The 14,124-nt window shown below is 56.0% G+C and carries 14 protein-coding genes; 12 read left to right on the top strand and 2 right to left on the bottom strand.

The annotated features are described in order from the left end of the window. The first annotated feature begins 32 nt into the window (after positions 1 to 32). On the top strand, positions 33 to 779 hold the full coding sequence (gene rlmB / locus NU688_RS10150; protein WP_257860403.1) for a 23S rRNA (guanosine(2251)-2'-O)-methyltransferase RlmB: 747 nt from the start codon (positions 33 to 35) through the stop codon (positions 777 to 779). Positions 780 to 786: 7 nt separating this feature from the next. Here rlmB and NU688_RS10145 read toward each other — a convergent pair whose 3' ends face one another. Both NU688_RS10145 and NU688_RS10140 read right to left on the bottom strand, forming a co-directional pair. Further along, complete coding sequence (locus NU688_RS10145; protein ID WP_257860402.1) at positions 787 to 1,986, bottom strand: NAD(P)/FAD-dependent oxidoreductase; 1,200 nt, start codon at positions 1,984 to 1,986, stop codon at positions 787 to 789. A gap of 131 nt (positions 1,987 to 2,117) precedes the next feature. Then, positions 2,118 to 2,288 (bottom strand): hypothetical protein, encoded by a 171-nt coding sequence (locus tag NU688_RS10140; RefSeq protein WP_177224720.1) that lies wholly within the window; start codon positions 2,286 to 2,288, stop codon positions 2,118 to 2,120. 571 nt (positions 2,289 to 2,859) lie between these two features. Here NU688_RS10140 and NU688_RS10135 point away from each other — a divergent pair. The 11 genes from NU688_RS10135 to NU688_RS10085 all read left to right on the top strand — a co-directional run bounded on the left by NU688_RS10135 (position 2,860) and on the right by NU688_RS10085 (position 14,122). Next, positions 2,860 to 3,066, top strand: coding sequence for a hypothetical protein (locus NU688_RS10135; protein ID WP_257860401.1), 207 nt, complete (start codon positions 2,860 to 2,862; stop codon positions 3,064 to 3,066). Between the two features lie 183 nt (positions 3,067 to 3,249). Then, positions 3,250 to 4,401: a cupin domain-containing protein gene (locus NU688_RS10130; protein ID WP_257860400.1), complete on the top strand. Its 1,152-nt coding sequence runs from the start codon at positions 3,250 to 3,252 to the stop codon at positions 4,399 to 4,401. A 137-nt stretch (positions 4,402 to 4,538) separates the two neighbouring features. Further along, entirely contained in the window at positions 4,539 to 5,153 is a 615-nt protein-coding gene (locus NU688_RS10125; RefSeq protein ID WP_257860553.1) for a sulfotransferase family protein, read from the top strand. Further along, the gene (locus tag NU688_RS10120; protein WP_257860399.1) at positions 5,137 to 6,282 is read left to right on the top strand and encodes an oxidoreductase; all 1,146 of its coding nucleotides are present in this window, start codon (positions 5,137 to 5,139) and stop codon (positions 6,280 to 6,282) included. The genes NU688_RS10125 and NU688_RS10120 overlap by 17 nt, the downstream gene beginning before the upstream one ends. A gap of 1 nt (position 6,283) precedes the next feature. Continuing rightward, on the top strand, positions 6,284 to 6,904 hold the full coding sequence (locus tag NU688_RS10115; protein ID WP_257860398.1) for a hypothetical protein: 621 nt from the start codon (positions 6,284 to 6,286) through the stop codon (positions 6,902 to 6,904). Further along, on the top strand, positions 6,894 to 8,078 hold the full coding sequence (locus NU688_RS10110) for a DegT/DnrJ/EryC1/StrS aminotransferase family protein (protein ID WP_257860397.1): 1,185 nt from the start codon (positions 6,894 to 6,896) through the stop codon (positions 8,076 to 8,078). Before NU688_RS10115 ends, NU688_RS10110 begins: the two co-directional genes overlap by 11 nt. Before the next feature lie 59 nt (positions 8,079 to 8,137). Continuing rightward, positions 8,138 to 9,442: a 3-phosphoshikimate 1-carboxyvinyltransferase gene (gene aroA / locus NU688_RS10105; protein ID WP_257860396.1), complete on the top strand. Its 1,305-nt coding sequence runs from the start codon at positions 8,138 to 8,140 to the stop codon at positions 9,440 to 9,442. Positions 9,443 to 9,465: 23 nt separating this feature from the next. Further along, positions 9,466 to 9,999, top strand: a complete 534-nt coding sequence (gene cysC / locus NU688_RS10100; RefSeq protein ID WP_257860395.1) for an adenylyl-sulfate kinase — start codon at positions 9,466 to 9,468, stop codon at positions 9,997 to 9,999. A 115-nt stretch (positions 10,000 to 10,114) separates the two neighbouring features. Next, positions 10,115 to 11,548, top strand: a complete 1,434-nt coding sequence (locus tag NU688_RS10095; RefSeq protein WP_257860394.1) for an efflux transporter outer membrane subunit — start codon at positions 10,115 to 10,117, stop codon at positions 11,546 to 11,548. Then, positions 11,549 to 12,838 carry a hypothetical protein gene (locus NU688_RS10090; protein WP_257860393.1) on the top strand — a complete coding sequence of 430 codons (1,290 nt, stop codon included), beginning with the start codon at positions 11,549 to 11,551 and terminating at the stop codon, positions 12,836 to 12,838. A gap of 18 nt (positions 12,839 to 12,856) precedes the next feature. Then, on the top strand, positions 12,857 to 14,122 hold the full coding sequence (locus NU688_RS10085) for an HlyD family secretion protein (protein WP_257860392.1): 1,266 nt from the start codon (positions 12,857 to 12,859) through the stop codon (positions 14,120 to 14,122). Positions 14,123 to 14,124: the final 2 nt, after the last annotated feature.

The following is a 14,124-nucleotide window of genomic DNA, read 5'->3' as shown; positions in this document are numbered from 1 at the left end:
GGGGCATCCCCGGGGGTAGGGATAATCGGGGGATGTCTTCCCCCAAAGTGATCTTCGGCTTCCATGCCGTGGGCGTGCGAATCAAGACCGCGCCGAAATCGGTGCTCGAGGTTCTGTTCGACGCCAGCCGGCGCGATGCGCGCATGAAACAGTTCATTGCGCGTGCGCAAGAAGCCGGTGTGCGGCTGGTCGAGGCCGACAGCCTGCGCATCGCCAAGCTCAGCGGCAGCCACGGCCACCAGGGCGTGGCGGCGCGGGTCGAACCCACCGCGCAAATCCATTCGCTCGACGAACTGCTCGAAGGCCTCGAAGAGGCCGGCACCGTGCCCCTCTTGCTGGTGCTCGACGGCGTGACCGATCCGCACAATCTGGGCGCCTGCCTGCGCGTGGCCGATGGCGCCGGCGCGCATGCGGTGATCGCGCCCAAGGACCATGCGGCCGGCATCAACGCCACCGTGGCCAAGGTGGCGAGCGGCGCGGCTGAAACAGTGCCGTATTTCATGGTGACCAATCTCGCGCGCACGCTCAACGAGCTCAAGGAGCGCAGCATCTGGTGCGTGGGCACCAGCGATGACGCGCCGGGCACGATCTACCAGAGCGACCTGAAGCGGCCGCTGGCGCTCGTGCTGGGCGCCGAGGGCGAGGGCATGCGCCAGCTGACCCGCAAAACCTGCGACGAGCTGGTCAGCATCCCGATGGCCGGCGCGGTCGAGAGCCTGAACGTCTCGGTGGCGAGCGGCGTGTGCCTCTACGAGGCGATGCGCCAGCGCAGCGCCTGATCTCCCGCTAATCCTTCTTCGGAAGCGGCCCACCCTTGCGGTGGAAGTAGACGAGTTCTGCCATGCGCCGCATCTGCGGCGTGCCGAGCAGGTGGTTGAACATCCAGTCGCTCTGGAAGTGGTCGAAGGCCCAGCGCAGCGAGCGCTTGAGCAGGAAGCGCGGGTAGCTGCGCACGAACCACGTCGCAGGGTCGCCCACTTCGCCGCGCACGAAGCGCGCCACCGCCTCGCCCGCGCGCTCGCCGTGCTGCAGCGCGGTGTGGATGCCACCGGCCGTGACCGGCGACACCATGCCGGCCGCATCGCCCACCAGCAGCGCCCGTTCGCGCGCCACGACCGGGAGCACGCCGCCGCAGGGAATCATTCCCGCGCGCACGGCCACGGGCGGCGCATCGCCTGGAGACACCACCGATTCGATCTTCTTGAGCAGCGGGGCGAGCCGCAGCGCGTTCGCATCGTGGTGGCCCAGGCGGCGGGCCAGGCCGATCTGGCTCACGCCCACGCCATCGAGCGCCCAGCCGATGTAGCCGGGGGCGAGCTTGCGGTCGATGAAGCAGTGGAGAAGGTCGGGCGCCATGCGGGCGCCCTGGTATTCGTGTTCGACGCCGTAGAGAAAGCGCGTGTTTCGCGAGAGGCCCAGCGCCTTGGCGACGCGTGAATGCGGGCCGTCGGCGCCCACGAGGTAGGTGGCGGTGATGCAGGGGCCGTGCGTCACGGGGACTTCCCAGCGGTCGTTCATCCACAGCGCCTGCTCGAAGAGCGTGCCGAGCCGCACATCGACGCCGCAGGCCCGGGTCGAATCCACCATCCAGTCGAGCAGCGCGGGCGCATCGGTGGCCCAGAACCAGTAGCCGGGCGCGTGCAGGTCGACGTGCCGCATGTTCGGCGCATAAAGCCGCACGCCTTCGATGCGGCGGACCAGTTCTGGCGGCACTTCCGCCAGCCAGGGGACGCTGTCGACCGCGTCCTTCACGATGATCCCGGTGGTGTGGAGCTTGGCGCCGGCGCTGGTCTTTTTCTCCAGCACCATCACGCTGAGTCCGGCGAGCGCCGCGGCGTGGGCGCAGGCGAGGCCCGCGAAGCTCGCCCCGACAACGAGCAGATCCACCTTGATGTTGGCGAGTCCGCCGCTCGTGGCGGCCGGTGCCGGGCAGGGCGCCGTGGATGAAGTGGAGAGCGGGGAGAAGAGGCAGGAAGAGGTGTGCATGGGGCAGCTGACTTGGCGATGCGCGCCACGGCTTGTGGTGCGCGTGCGAAGTTAGCTACGCCATGTGCGGGTGGTGTGCGCGCGATGTGCGCGCGCCGTGAAGGCTGTGTGAACCCCGCGGCCGCAACGCGTCAGGACGGGTCTTTGCCGCGCGTGCGGCCCACCGCGCTGAAGATGCCGATGCCCAGGAGGATCAGCGCACCGATGCCGATGTAGAGCGTTGGAACACCCGCCACTGATGCACCCCAGGCGACGCCGCCCAGGAAGATCAGGAAACCGATCATGTAAAGCGCAAAAGACATCATGGTCCTCCGAAGCTGAGATGCCTTGCAGTATCCCGACCGGCCTTTAGGCCCGGACCGGCCTGAATCGCCTCTGCGTGTGGGAGCGTGCCTACCGTTTGCCTAGACGAAGTACCGTGTAGATCTGTCATTTTCCCTACCACTTGCTGGCGTGGCATCACCGAAGCGCGCGATACATCACCCCAGGATAAGCCGCTGCCACAACCTCACGTAGGTATGCAGACGCATGCGCAAGGCCGGAGCAAAAACTGCGATCCATGTTCCTAGAAATGGGGGCGAAACTGTGGAATGGGACGTCAGTTGAAGCGCTCCTCTCAAAGAGTCGACATCGATTACTTTGGATGGAAATTAGCGAGATCGACATTCAAACTGAGAATTAAATCGAGACGGGCTTCCGAAATTACATCAAAGGACTGGAAAAAATGTATGGGTGGTGCTTGTGCATGCGAAGGTTCTCTCATACGATTATTTTGGAGGGTCTGAAAAAGGATTTTGAACCCCCCATCGGAGATGGTTTGGTCGATTCGATCAGATCAACAGTAAACTTTACCATCAAGAAAGGCATTTTGTAATGCAAAAGAACTCACCCACGTTGGCGTCAAAATTGGAAATTGAATCGAACTTGAGCCAAGTCAACCTCGAACGTCTGCACAGCAGCCATGCGAATTACAAAGATCTCGTCGATGCTTTCGCTCGCGAACTGACCTCTGATGAGGTGCTTCTCATCTCTGGTGCAGCCAAGACTGGTGGCCACTATTGCGGTCAGGTTTATTCCTAACCAAAAGCATTAATTTTCATGCGCCCGACTGCCAGATGCGCTCTGACAGTCGGGTTAGTCTTTCGCTTGTGGCCGGGTTGGAGGGGCTGCGAGATGGCAGAGTTTCTGGATCGCGCAGCGGAGTGACCTTGGCTACGAGCACCTGCGGGGAGAGCAGGAAAAATCAAAATAAGGAAAAAGCCCATGCTGATAGATTTCAAGATAAATCCCACAGAATTCAAGGAAAAATACCAAGAAAAAAAACCGCTGGTCATTAAAAAATCGGCAAATCCCAGTGTTGTCTCCTGGAATGATATTAATGACATCATTGCCAGAACAGACGCAGACTCAATCAATTTTCGCGTTTCTTTCCCTCATGGAAATGTGCCCAAGGAGGAGTATATTGACACATACTTTCACGTTGGGGATGTTCGCAAGAAATTGAAAAAAATTGCCCTCTATAAGTTTCTAAAGGAGGGTGCAACTGTTGTGGCAAATAATATTTATGATGAGCCACGGTTCAACGACTATGCCAAAGACATTGCGCAATTAACTGGTAGGCAAACGGTCACGTCTGCATATATCGCATTCGGAGAAGTCGATTCATATCGGGCGCATTGGGACTCGAGAGATGTTTTTGCAGTGCAGCTGGTGGGAAAGAAGCGCTGGGTAATTTATAAGCCCTCTTTCGACGCGCCTCTCTACATGCATCAGAGCAAATTTATTGAAGATCGATATCCGTGCCCATCCGAGCCCTACATGGATTTCATACTGGAAGAGGGTGACGTTCTCTACATTCCGCGAGGGTGGTGGCACAACGTCACTCCACTTGGAGAGCCAACGGTGCATCTCGCGATTGGCACTTTTCCTTCTTTCGCGCTGGATTACGTCAAATGGATCTTCCGGCAACTTCCTGAATCCGTGCACGCGCGCCAAGCGTTTGGAGATGAGAAAGACGACAGGGCGACAATTAGTGCGTTGAGCGAGCACATATCTGCCCTGATGAACGATTCGGCGTCGTATCGCAATTTCATGGAGCAGCATCTCGGCGAGCAACGCATAGAGACGCGGCTGAATTTGGATCTCCTCGGTGATGCCAATGTGAAGTCCTTGGAAACACATTTAAAAGTCAGATTGAATGTGCTTCAACCGGACGCGGCAGAAGACCATTTCGCAACCAGCACCGGAAAAATATACTTCCGAGATGAGTTGCGGGACCTGAAAGGTTTTCTTGCTCGCAATCCGGAAACAACGATTGGCGCTTTGCTCGAACAATTCCAAGATCGCAATCCAAGAGAGGTTCATGACGTGATTCTTTCGTTGGCAACGCGTGGAGTCATTGAGCTGCTGCGATAGGAATAAATAATTTCGCGGCAAATAAACCGCATTCACGGCTAGGCGTAAGTCAGTTTTGTGAAGATCAATATGGGTAGCTAAAGTAGCCACGGCGCTGAACTGTGCGCTTCAGCAAAGAGGAGAGATGCGTGATCATCATGCATTCCAGAAAAATGATATTTATTCGCTGCCGGAAGACGGCGAGCACTTCATTGGAAATTGAATTGTCAAAGCATGCGGAACGCGGTGACGTCGTCACGGCGGTCTCGCCGCGCGACGAGCAATTGCGTGCGGAGCATGGAGGAAAAATTCCGGATGCGGATGCACATCCTTTTTACAACCATGCCTCTGCCGCAGAGATTAGGAAATTCGTTTCCCCGGAAATTTGGGATTCTTATTTCAAGTTCTGCATAGACCGTAATCCTTGGGATAAGGTTGTTTCAATGTTCTATCACCGCAGGGCCAGGCCTACGGCAGCGCGGAACTTCAGCGATTTCATTTCCAGTGGAGAGTTCAAGGACGCCAGGAATTTTCCTCTCTATGGAATCGCCTCGTCAGTCATCGTGGACCACGTGGGCAGGTACGAAAACCTAGACGAAGAACTTGAGAAAATATTCAGTCGAATTGGTCTCTCATATTCTGGATTGTCGTGTCGGGCCAAAAGTCAATTCCGCGAGAGAAAAGACTACAGAGATTTATACGATGCCACCAGCATTAAAGCGGTGGCTAATGCATTTGCGGAGGAAATCTCTTTACATGCTTACCAGTTCTGAAAACTGGCTGCCATCGGGCAGCAATGGATTGAAATCCCTTTTCGAGGGTTTTCAATTGCAGGGGAAATATTTTCGAAACCGCGTATGGGTGCCCCCCATGTGCCAGTACGCTGCCCCACAAGGGGCTCCGACCGCTTGGCATGAGCGGCATTACGCGACCTTGGCGATTTCATCGGGATGTGTCGTGGTGGAAGCTACAGCCATTTCTTCGGTGGGCCGCGTTACACCGGAGGATCTTGTTCTTGACGATGTTTCGCTATTACCTGCGCATCAACGCTTGGTCGACGGGATTCGCCGTGCCGGCGCTGTGCCCGGCATTCAGCTTTGTCATGCGGGGCGCAAAGGGTCTCGCAGCAGCCCATGGCGCGGTGACCTGTCCTTATCCGTGAAGGAGGGGGGGTGGCCCATCTTGGGGCCTTCCGCGATCGCATTTGGCGAAAACTACGCCGTCCCGGGCGAGATGACTCTCGGGGATATCCAGCAGACGATTCGCCAGTTTGTCGAATCGGCCCAGCTTGCTGAGCGGGCCGGCTATGAAGTCATTGAGGTACACGGCGGTCATGGGAGATTGGTGCATTCCCTACTCTCTCCAATCTCCAATTTGCGCACAGACTCGTATGGCGGCAGCTTTGAAAACAGGTGTCTCTACGCCGTGGAGTTGGCGCGTACGCTGCGCTCCGCGCTGCGTGCCGACACTATCCTGGCATTCAGACTTTCCTGTGTTGACTGGGTCAACAATGGCATCGCGCTCGAGGACTCTGTTCAACTGTCGCGACTGCTGGGTATAGAAGGAGTGGCGCTGATCGATTGCAGTTCGGGAGGCATCGTCTCTCCGATACTCAAGAAAACCCATCCCGGCTACCAAGTCCAGTTTTCCAATGCTATCAAAGTAGGTGCTGGCATCGCCACTGCGGCGGTGGGGGAGATCTTCACTATCGAGCTTTCCGAAAGCATCCTCGAATCGGCGCAGGCGGACGTCATCATGATGGGACGACGATCCCTCATTGATCCCACTTACCTAATGCGTTGCGCAGCACTGGCTGGATATTGGGACCTTGTTCCTCTTCCCTACCGGCGGGCGATGGAGCGATTGCTACGTGCAGAAATTCAACTCGTTCCGGAGCTTTGACATGCTGATAGAAGTAGCCGGCATTGACGGCAGTGGGAAGACGACGCTGATTCACGCAGCGAGAAAGCGTATTAACGAGCTGGGCCAAGCTTACGCTTATGAGCGCCCGTTTCAAAGCGAAGGCGTGAGATTGCTGGAGGCCGCGGCATCGCGAGCGGGCCGATGTCGTCCGTACAAGGTGTTCGGCCACTCAACGGTCGAGGCAGTGCGAGCCGTAGATCTGGTCGCGCGATCCGCTCTGCTACACATGTATAAAGGTTCGAATGTGCAGCACGCCTTCTGCGACGGCTATGTCGTTGAACAGCTTGGACGATTCAGGCAATTCGGATTGGCAACCGCACAAAACCTCGAAATACTCAAATTTGCAACACAGCCGGACATCCTGATTTACCTTCGCCTACCTGCAGAACAGGCAATAGAAAGAATGAGGGGACGTCCGAAAGGTGATTCTCTGCTTCTGGAGGACGATCCACTTGCAGCGACGCAGAAGGTCATATCCGCGCTCGAGGAAGTAATCGCCGATTTAGGTTCCGGTGTGATTGCACTGGATGCGACCCAATCGCCAGATAGGTTGCTGACGGAGGTCATGCAGATTATCGAGCGGTCACAGCATGGCGCTTGACACCGAACCTCGGCTCTGGCCTCTCTACGAAGCACAGGTGCTGGCTCAGTTGCCTGAAATAGCGGCTATGCCCGATCTGGGCGCCGTAGATCCCCATCCGGCAGTCGTTTCCTTTGAAGCCGCGTTCTGCTTGCATCTCGGAGGAGGGCGCGCCGCTTTCTATAACTCTGGCACCTCGGCTTTGGCAGCTGGCTTGTTCGCGTTGGATCTGCCGATTGGCTCCGAAGTCATTGTCCCCTCACACAGTTTTCGGGGAACGGTGACGCCGCTGTTCCAGTTTGGGTTGGTTCCCGTGCTGGTTGCCTGCGACGCTTCCGGCAGCATCGAGCCAGCTGCGGTGCAGCAGGCTATCAGTTCTCGCACCAGCGCGGTGATCATCAATCACCAATGGGGTTTACCAGCCGATATGGTGCGCCTCTGCGCATTGGCCCAACAACATTCATTGAAATTAATTGAGGACGCATCGCATGCGCATGCGACGCGCATGGACGGTATTGCGGTGGGTAATTTTGGGGATGTAGCATTCTTCAGCTGTGGCACCACCAAGCTGGTTAGCGGTGGCTTGGGGGGCGTGCTGTTTTCCCGGTCCTCCGCTATTTTCGATCGGGCTCTGGTGTTCGGTCTGGCCAAGCATCGGTGTCTCGCGGAGATCAACGATGCAACGATCAGACCACTCGGGCGCCTGGGTGTCGGCGTCAATTTGCGCGGCTACCCCCTGGCTGCCCATCTTGCTCACAGCCACATGAAGCGACTCGACAATATTGCCGCGGCGAAGAATCGAAACGTCGCTAAGTTTGAGTCGATCTTGACCGAACTTTTTCCCATGGTTCGTCCACTGCAGCGCCCCAAAAGATGGAGCGAGGGCGTGTGGTACAAGCTGCCTTGCCGTGTAGACGAGCCGGCCGTGAGAGATCGGCTAGTGCAAGTTGCGGTCACAGCGGGGATTCGGTTGAAGCACTGCGATCCCCCATTGGCACAGCAGTTTGCGGCAAGCCTCGACCTCGGTGCAGGCGCGCTTTCCAGCCGGAGGCTCAACTTCAGATACGTTGACGCGAGCGACAACTGCGGCTTGGACGATCTCGTGTTATTCGATACGAGAGACATGTACGGCGAGGTCGACTGGGACTCCTGCTGGCAAAGGCTACAGCGCTGGTCGCAAGCTTTTCATGCCTAGTGCTTTTTTGCTTTTTTTAATTGTTAGAGGTAGAGATGAGTGCAGATCAAGATGTATGGATGCTGAGCAAACTGGCCGATGCGCCACGGGACTTCTCGATGGACCTTCCGGGCAGCAAGTCGATCTCATTACGGACCCTGGTCCTCGCCTCGCTGGCAACGGGAACAAGCCGCATTACTGGCCTTGCCAATTGCGACGATATCGATGAGTTGACCAGCGCCCTGCGAACACTGGGCGTTGGCATGGCAGTATCCGAGGACGGCACCTATACCGTTACGGGCACCGGCGGAAAATTCGCTACAGGTCAATTGAACGTTCAGTTGGGACTCAGTGGAACCTCGACTCGATTCCTGATCGCTCTGGCATTCCTTCGCAAGGATGCGACCCATATCGATGGCCACGAATCCCTGCGTGCTCGCCCCAACAAATACCTTGTCGATGCACTTAGGAGTCTTGGTGCACGGGTCGATCCTGAGGAAGCCTCGGGACTTCCTGTCCTTATTCAAGGGCATCCCGAGACGCGACAACGATCCGTGGAGATGGCAGGCAACCGTTCCAGTCAGTTCTTCTCCGCCTTGATGCAAATCGCGCCGTTGCTGACTGAGGGTTTGAGCATCAAGGTGCGGGGTGAACTGGTCAGCCGACCCTATATCGACATCACCACCGCACAGATGAAAGCCTTCGGTGTAAATGTCACATGGAACGAGAGCGGAACTGCGTTCGATGTTCGTCCCCAAAGCTATCGCGCCGTCGATATGGCGGTGGAGGGCGACGCCTCGGGGGCTTCCTACTTTGCTGCGCTCGCGACCGTGCACGGCACGGCTGTGACTTTTCGGAATCTGGGTCACCAGACCTTGCAAGGCGACTATGGGTTCTTCAAGCTGTGCGAAAAGCTTGGCGCCACCGTTTCGTCCGACGCAGACACCACTCGGATCACCGGCCCCAGCAACGGCATGAACGCAGTCGATGAGGAGATCGACATGGAGGACATGCCAGACGTAGCTCCGACTCTGATGGCTATTGCTCCCCTTGTTCCCGGTGGTTTGAGAATTCGGGGACTGGGCACATTAAGAATCAAGGAATGTGATCGCCTCGGCGTTTGCGCAGCACACTTGCGCACGTTGAATGTGCCTGTCGAGGAAGGACCCGATTCCATCGTGATCCAGGAGCATCGAAGTGGCCCCTCTGAAATGGTTGGACTGGAGACCTTTGACGATCACCGCATTGCAATGAGCTTCGGGGTCCTTGCTTCCAAGTTGGGGAACATTGCGATCCTGGATCCGCATTGCGTGGCCAAGACATTTCCTGAGTACTGGGATGAATTGCAGCGATTCGGTATCGATGGTACCGGTAAAGCGGCCTGACAGCAGTCCCCGAAAGCAGCCGCATGACAAGTGGATTGGGAAGATGCTATTGGATGACAGGACTGCCCGGTTCGGGAAAGACATCCATCGTGAAAGGCGTGCAACAGCGGCTTCGCCTGCGGGGAGTCGCGTGCCTAGTCCTGGACGGCGATGAGGTCCGAAGGGGTTTGAGTAGCGATCTAGATTTCGCACGTTCGAGCCGCCGAGAGAACGCACGACGAATCGCCGAGGTTGCCCGCTTGGGGGTAGAGGCGGGGCTTGTGGTGCTGGTTGCGTCCATCACACCGTTCCGTATAGACCGTGAAATGGCACGGGACATTCTTCCCAAGGGCAGCTTCATCGAGGTTCACGTAGCGGCTTCCTTGGCCGTTTGTTCAACACGCGACCCGAAGGGCCTCTATGCGAAAGCGCGGGCAGGAGAGTTGACCGGGTTAAGTGGGTGGGACGCGGAATACGAGCAGCCCAATGAACCGAATATCACCTTGAATCCGGAGCATCTTTCTCTGCAGCAATCCGTAGAACTGATAGCAGGCCACGCGGCCGGCGCCACCGCCTAAACGCGAATGATCTCTTAATGCAATCCGCCCCTTCGCCGGATAACTTTGAACGCCAGACCAATTGCAGCCATCGGATGCGAGTTATTACGGCGCGCTTAAAAAAACTACTTTCGCCATGACTTTCGTATTCTGGACGCTGACAGCTACCAGTTTAGTGCTTGTGGGCTGTGCAAGCATGGCGCCCGAGTACCGACGGCCGGAGCCGCCCGTGCCTGCGCGCTTCGGCGATGCATCGCAGTTGGGCGTAAACGGCGCCCAAGCCGTTGCTTCACTTCAATGGCATGAGGTATTCCTAGATAAGCGCTTGCAAAAGTCGATCTCGACCGCGCTCGAGAACAACCGCGACCTGCGATTGAGTTGGCTTCGCATGGAAAGACTACAGGCGCAATACCGCATCTCGCAGGCCGACATGCATCCGGCCCTGCAACTCCAGACCAGTCAGAGCGCCTCGCGAGGGCGTACTTCCTCTGGCGAAGCCGCTCGCGTGAATCGTTCGGCTACTCTAGGCGTGGGAGTCAGCAGCTGGGAGCTCGATCTTTTCGGCCGCATACGCAGTTTGAGCGACGAGGCGCTCGAAACCTTTCTTGCCTCCGAGCAAGCGCAGCGTAGTGCGCGCATCAGTTTGGTTGCGGAGGTAGCGAGTACGTGGCTGGCTGTGGGAGCCGACCAAGCACGGTTGGCTCTGGCCGAGCAGACGTTGCTGAGTCAGCGCAAAACTTTGGAGTTGATGCGCAACAAGTACCAGTTCGGCATCGCCTCTGCAGTAGATCTGGCCCAAGTTCAGGCCAGCGTCCAAAGCGCCCGCGCCGATGTAGCTGGCTTCACGACGGCCCTTGCGCAGTCTCGTCACGCACTGGAGCTGGTGGTTGGAGCTTCGTTGGGCGAATCGGAGCTGCCGACCGTCGACCGTACCTTGGAGCCGATCAGGCTTGCGCCGCCGCCTGAGAATCTCTCATCAAGTGTGCTGCAGCTACGTCCGGATGTGCTCGCGGCCGAGCACGAGCTCAAGGCTGCGAATGCCGATGTAGGCGCAGCCAGGGCTGCGTTTTTTCCGACGATCGCGCTCACCGCCTCGTCGGGGCGTAGCAGCGATGCATTGACTCACTTGTTTGTCAAAGGGGGCCATACATGGTCCGTGCTGCCCGGCGTCACGGTACCTGTATTCAATCAGGGAGCAATCAGGGCCTCGCTCGATGCCGCCGAAATTCAGAAAAAAATTCGTGCCGCCGAATATGAGAAGAGCATCCAAAGAGCTTTTCGCGAGGTCGCCGATGCTTTGGCCGTGCGCGCGAACGTCAGCGAACAGATGGCAGCGCAATTAGAACTCGTTGCTGCCACAGAAACGAGATACCGGCTGTCCGAGTTGCGTTATCGCAGCGGCGTGAACAGCTATCTGGAGACACTTGACTCCCAGCGGTCGTTCTATAACACCCAGCAAGCTTTGATCACTCTGCAGCTGGATGAGGCAAACAATCGCGTCGTGCTGTACAAAGTTCTTGGAGGGGGCGCAGACGCTGTCGCTTGGAACGTTGACGGCCTCGGGCAATAAATGGACGGACCGGGCGGCCTATTTGATATGACGGGCTTGGAAGAGGAGGCGTTTGTCGGGCAATCGGAATGCAAAGCCATCGAGAAACACGAAATTCAAACCCGTCTTCGTCCGCAGCCACGTTGCACAAGAATGATCAAAAAAATCCCCTATCCCTTTTCTCTCGATGTCATGAAGCGCAACCTGCTTTTCCTGCCTTTTTGTCCTCCGGACGGACTGGACAGCGACGGAAGGCCCGTGCTCGAGGGGCGTTCCATCTACTACAAACCGGGAGAAAAATCGTATCGTCGATGCACTTACGGTGACTCACGCAGTCACAGCGGAAAGCCGATGAATCTTGAGTCACTTCAGGCACTGAACGGGCACAAGAGCGACGTGCAGGAACTCATCCATGACTTGTCGGATATTCTGAGAACCAAGCTCCCAGAAGCTGACGGCCTATCTTGGCTCAAGTCCTTGTACGCATTGGCGTACATTTTGTACAAGGCGCCCAGTTATTTTTTTGTTCGGCAGGTATTGGACAGCTCAGTCAAAATTCCCGGCTTCTACGCCTCAGCGTCACGGTTTTCTCATGGCTTAGTCAACATGCTGTCAATCCTGGCGCTTGATCATGATGGCCAACTGGGCGATTTGCATTGCAATGCCGAAGAGCTTTATGGCATAGCGGATCGAAGTGGCTACCTCGTCGGCAGAAATGAGGTTTGCGCCGCTCCGAAGAACCAGATCATTGCGTACTTTGAGCTAATGCGAGTCGGCCTTGCCGGCGAGATTGATCGCAGTGGCGGAAACAAGCGCCCGCAAAAACAGGATATCCAGGCCGTCTGCGACTTTGGTTGTGCGATGTTTCTGCTAGAGATCATCAGTCTTGTCTACGAAACGGTCCGATGCCGCCTGTGGCGATGCGGCCACGTCGCGAGTAGCGACGCAGCCTCCGCCGCCAATGAACCTCGTGCATTACATGCAATCACTCACTGCTCGGTTGCGCAGCGAATCTCGCGGGACAGGCAGCCTTTTTCTCACGTTCTTTTTCGCAGACTGAGCAATTTTTACTGGGGCGAATCTGACGGGCGATATTCGATCCATCAAATCGTTGCATCGGCCAATGAACTGCTCGAAAAATCTGAATTAGCTCGGGTCGATCCAACAGCATGGGAGTTTCAGCTCGCAGGTTTCCAGGAACGAGTAAGGAACAGCCTGTTGGCCCACCGCCCAGTGTTGCCGGAATGCACGGACGAAGGTGCACTTCTCTCGAGTGGCTTGGATATTTTTTTCGGGAAATGGCCCCAATGACCCGATCTGGCAGATTCAATGGATAAGAACGAACTCTTCAGAAAGGAGGCGATGGAGGCGCGCGCTGAAGCAAGGGGATTTGACGGCAGCGTGGTTCTCTACATGCCCAGATCATACTGGGCACTTGTCGGAGGCATCACTTTTATCGCGGCGTGCATTATTGTCTTGCTGGTTTTTGGGTCGTATACCCGTCGCGTCACAGTAAGTGGTGAGCTACTTTCTGATCAAGGGGTAATTCCAGTTTTCTTGCCGCGCCCTGGAATTGTAAGTAGATATTTGATCGCCGAAGGCGAGAGAGTTCAAGTCAATGACTCGATGCTTGAGGTCTCCAATGAAATATTCGGAGCGTCAAATCGTAGCGGCTCCATCGAGATTGCTGCTCTTTTGAATAGAAAAAAGGAAACGGTTCAACGCCAATTGGCTGCTGGCGATAAATCCATAGGGAAAAATATAGAAAACATTGAAAGAAAAATATCTTCCATTGTTCGTGAGAGACTCATTCTGAGTGCCCAATCAGCCGAAACGAAGGCGAAAAATGAACTAGCAAAAGAAATGCTAAGCCGACACAACGGCGCTAAGGAAATCGGAGCAGTTTCTGAAGACGAACTCGCAGCAAAGAAAATCGCGCTACTCGAAAGTTCGATCGGGCGTAGTGAAAAAGAGCGCGAGCTTGAATTGTTGGAAAGAAATTTAAAAGAGTTGCTCTTTCAGAAGGTTTTCTTGCAAACCGAAAGCGCAACCGAAAAGGCCAAACTTGAGCGAGAACTGATCGGCGTGGAGGAGCAGCTGCTAGAGGCCGATTCACAACGCGGCGTTATTGTGAAAGCCCCCATCACAGGAGTTATCACGGCAATTCAGGGATCTATTGGTTCGCTTTTTGAAAATACCAAACCTATTGCTCTCATAATTCCCGAAAAATCGAAGATCGAGGCGCAAGTACTGGTGCCCAGCAGCTCCATCGGTTTTCTCAAGAAGGGCCAAGTTGTTTTTCTGCGGTACGCGGCATACCCCTATCAGCAATTCGGACAAGGACGAGGTGAAATTTATTCCATTTCGAACGCCTCGCTAGCTCCTAATGAGATTGCTTTCGGATCAAGAATGACGCTTGTTGAGCCAATGTATATTGTAAAAATAAAAATTACGGAACAAGAAATAAAATTGAATGGCTCTTCGCATTTTCTGAAGCCCGGAATTAAAGTTGACGCCGATATCATGTTGGAAGAGCAAAAGCTCTATCAGTGGATCCTCCGCCCTTTCTTCGCGGCGGCAGAAAAACTCAAATAATC

Source organism: Variovorax sp. ZS18.2.2 (genome assembly GCF_024701975.1).
Classification (GTDB): Bacteria; Pseudomonadota; Gammaproteobacteria; order Burkholderiales; family Burkholderiaceae_C; genus Variovorax.
This window is presented reverse-complemented; position numbering and strand designations above follow the sequence as displayed.